A 3,923-nucleotide genomic window follows, 5' to 3' on the forward strand; every position below is an offset into this window, starting at 1 on the left:
CCACCACGGCATCGGGCAGCAGCGCGACCCGCGCCCGGCTGCCGAGCCGGGCATGGGCCATGGCCACGCCCAATTGCCAGGCGCCCGCCTCGCGCACCACGCCGGTGCCAAGATAGCAGCTGATCGGATTGCTGCGCGCATCCGCCAGCCCCAGCCGCACCCAGCCGTGCCAGCGCGGTGCCAGCAGCCCTTCGATCAATACATAGCCGCCCTGCGAGTGGGCGCTGTGCCCTGCATCGTCCACGCGCGGCAGCGGCCGGGTATAGCGCCACACGCCCACCTGCACTTCGCCCTGGCCCAGCGGAAACTCCACCTCGCCGATCAGCAGCGCGCCGGTCGTGCCGGGCAGGCGCAGGGCGGGTACATGGTCGTTGGCCACGCTGCCAGCCTGCGCGTCGAACGCGCCCAGGCGCAGCGTGGTCTTGCCTGCGGTGCTGGCGGTAACCAGCGCCCCGCTCACTGCCATGGGAAAGATGCCGGGGCCGTTGGGGCCGCTTTGCGCCAGTTCGGCGCCAGTGCCGTGACTGGCGTGGACGAACAGGGCGCCCACGCTCTGCACGTCGAACTCGGTGTTCACGTCGATCAGGCCCACTTTGGTCGCAATCGCCAGCGGCGCGGCATTGTCGCTCGCCTGCCAGCGCACCCAGGCTTCATACAGGTGATGGCGCCCTGGCGCCTGGATGCTGCTGATGCCCTGCGCATCGCCCACCCACGAATCGGAAAAGACCGGCCCATGCACGGCGATCATGTCGATATGCGCGGTCAGGCGCGACACACCCAGCGCGCCGCCATCCACGTCCACCCAGGCATCGGCCCGCGCCGCCAGCCCGCCGCCGCGCGCCGCACCGCCATCGGCAACATCCAGGGCATCGGCCACATAGCTGGCGCCCAGGCCGATCAGCCGCGCCGGTGGCGTATCTGCTGCCCAAGCCGTCTGCGGCAGGGCCAGCATCAGGCCAAGCAGCGCGGTGGCGCGGGACAGCCGGTGGCGCCTGGGCCGCGCCGGGGGAAGGGATCTGCACATGCCGCACAGTCTGCGGCATCGCCGGCCAAGCCTGGATGGATGCCGGGCTGCGCAGAAACGCGCATCGCAGCAATGCGGAAGGCGGCATTAAGCTGCCGTTGACCGGCAAGCCCATGCCGCCACCACAACAGCCGCTGCCGCCCCGCTGAAAATTTCAGCCGGCTGAAGTGTTGCAACCCTGCATCAGATCTTGTCAAAGAATAGGTATGCACTTTTGGACTAGCACGTCTGGCTTGAGCCGCTATGATGACAAGGCATAAGACGGGACAAGCCCGGCGCGGCGGTGGGAGAGGACGCCGTAAAAAATCCCTGCGCCGGGTGAACCTGCCATCAAGCCGCGATTGCCATATAGTGGCGCGAAAATCGGGCTTTTTACGCAAAATCTACGGTTTACCGCACGCCCCGCGCTTCATGCTTTGGGGCGTTTGCGCTGTGCGAATCGGCGCCGCGCCAATCGCGTCAGGCCATATGCCAGCGCCCCCGTCACTGCCCGGCCCGTTGGGGGCACCGTGCAGTGGCGGGGGCGCGGCAAACGCGGCGCTAACCGGCGGGTTCAGGCGGTGGCCAGCACCGGGCGATTGGCGATGAGGTTGTCCACCACCGAAGGATCGGCCAGCGTGGAGGTATCGCCCAGCGAGCCCAGGTCATTCTCAGCGATCTTGCGCAGGATGCGGCGCATGATCTTGCCCGAACGCGTCTTAGGCAGGCCGGGGGCGAACTGGATCACGTCGGGCGTGGCGATCGGGCCGATCTCGTGCCGCACCCAGGCCACCAGTTCGCGGCGCAGTGCCTCGTCGGGCTCTACCTCGGCATTGCAGGTGACATAGGCATAGATGCCCTGGCCCTTGATCGCGTGCGGCATGCCCACCACGGCGGCTTCGGCCACCTTGGGATGGGCCACCAGCGCGCTTTCGATCTCGGCCGTGCCCATGCGATGGCCCGATACGTTGATCACGTCATCGATGCGGCCGGTGATCCAGTAATAGCCGTCCTCGTCGCGGCGGCAGCCGTCGCCGGTGAAGTACCAGCCCTTGAACGTGGTGAAATAGGTCTGGAAAAAGCGCTCGTGATCGCCCCACACCGTGCGCATCTGGCCCGGCCAGCTATCGCCGATCACCAGGCAGCCATCGGTGGCGCCGTCCAGTACCTGGCCATCGTTGTCGAGCAGGGCGGGCTGCACGCCGAACATCGGCTTGCTGGCAGAGCCCGGCTTCAACGCCGTGGCGCCGGGCAGGGGGGTGATCATCGCGCCGCCGGTTTCGGTCTGCCACCAGGTGTCGACGATCGGGCAGCGGCCTTCACCCACCACCTTGTGATACCATTCCCAGGCTTCGGGGTTGATCGGCTCACCCACGCTGCCGAGCAGGCGCAGCGATTGGCGGCTGGTCTTGTGCACCCATTCGTCACCCTCGCGCATCAGGGCGCGCAGGGCAGTGGGGGCGCCATAGAAGATTTCCACGCCGAACTTGTCCACCACCTGCCAGAAGCGGCTGGGATCGGGAAAGTTGGGCACGCCTTCGAACATCACCGTGGTCGCGCCATTGGCCAGCGGGCCATAGACGACATAGGAATGGCCGGTGACCCAGCCGATATCGGCCGCGCACCAATAGATCTGTCCAGGGCGGTAATCGAACACGTACTGGTGCGTCATCGCGGCCCACACGGCATAGCCGCCGGTGGTGTGCAGCACGCCCTTGGGCTTGCCGGTGGAGCCGGAAGTGTAGAGGATGAACAGCGGATCTTCCGCGTTCATTTCCACCGGCGCACAATCTGCGCTCTGCTCTGCTACGGCCCGCGCCCAGGGCAGATCGCGGCCTTCCTGCATCGGCACATCGGCGCCGGTGCGGGCCAGGACCACTACGGTATCGACCGCAGGGCAATGCGTCAGCGCTTCGTCGACGTTCTTCTTGAGCGGCACGCGCTTGCCGCCGCGCAGGCCTTCATCGGCGGTCAGCACCACGCGGCTGTCGCAATCCTCGATCCGCCCGGCCAGGGCATCGGGCGAAAAGCCGGCAAAGACGATCGAATGGATCGCACCGATCCGCGCGCAGGCCAGCATCGCCACGGCCGCTTCGGGCACCATCGGCAGGTAGATCGTCACCCGGTCACCGGCCTTGACCCCGCGCGCCTTGAGCAGGTTGGCCAGGCGGCACACATCGGCGTGCAGTTCGCGATAGGTGATCGCGCGCGATGCATCGGTCGGGCTGTCGGGCTCCCACAGGATCGCCACGGTATCGCCGCGCTCTGCCAGGTGGCGATCGAGGCAATTGGCCGAAAGGTTGAGCGTGCCATCCTCGAACCAGCGAATGCCGAAATCTTCCTCGTGGAAGCTGGTGTTCTTCACTTTGGTGAACGGCTTGATCCAGTCGATCCGCTGCGCTTCCTCCGCCCAGAACGCATCGGGTTCCTCTACCGAGCGACGGTGCATTTCCAGATAGCGCGCTTCGTCGATCAGGGCGTTCTGGGCCCAGTCGGCGGGAACGGGATAAATGGCTTCGGCCATATGCGGAACCCTCTCGATGTGTTTGTCGTGCGCTGTGCGGGCGACGTGATGCTTGCCTCACGCTAGCCGCTTGGGCGCCTCTGTGCCAGTTGGATATAAGTCTACCATGCCGCAGGCGCGAGATGGCCGGGCGCGCTTGCACGCACGTGCCGTGTGCCGGGTGTCGCAACATCGAAACAATCCGCCGGGCATCTCCCAAATGGAAGGTGCGTAGGCAGCGTCCATGGGTGCACCACTTGGCCCAAGGCCTGTGGGGATCGCAGGCCAAGGAGGATCATGATGACGCTTTCCCGCCGCAATGCCCTGGGTGCGATCGGTGCCGGCCTACCGCTGGCAGCTGCGGCCACGCGCGCGCTGGCTGCCCCCGTGGTGCCGCCCGCGCCCTTGCCGGTGCCG

General features: G+C 66.8%; 2 protein-coding genes. Both read right to left on the minus strand.

The genetic code is table 11. The features are described from left to right. Positions 1 to 1,024, minus strand: a 1,024-nt coding sequence (locus H926_RS0107100; protein WP_148291662.1) for a carbohydrate porin, incomplete at its 3' end; no start/stop codon positions are given. Positions 1,025 to 1,577: 553 nt separating this feature from the next. Continuing rightward, positions 1,578 to 3,527, minus strand: a complete 1,950-nt coding sequence (gene acs / locus H926_RS0107110; protein WP_022675687.1) for an acetate--CoA ligase — start codon at positions 3,525 to 3,527, stop codon at positions 1,578 to 1,580. Positions 3,528 to 3,923: the final 396 nt, after the last annotated feature.

It is taken from the genome of Novosphingobium sp. B-7, assembly GCF_000410615.1.
GTDB classification, from domain to species: Bacteria; Pseudomonadota; Alphaproteobacteria; order Sphingomonadales; family Sphingomonadaceae; genus Novosphingobium; species Novosphingobium capsulatum.

What these genes read in the sequence shown, in the direction of transcription:
- acs (WP_022675687.1), bottom strand. Translation starts at nt 3,527, where the DNA reads ATGGCCGAAGCCATTTATCCCGTTCCCGCCGACTGGGCCCAGAACGCC.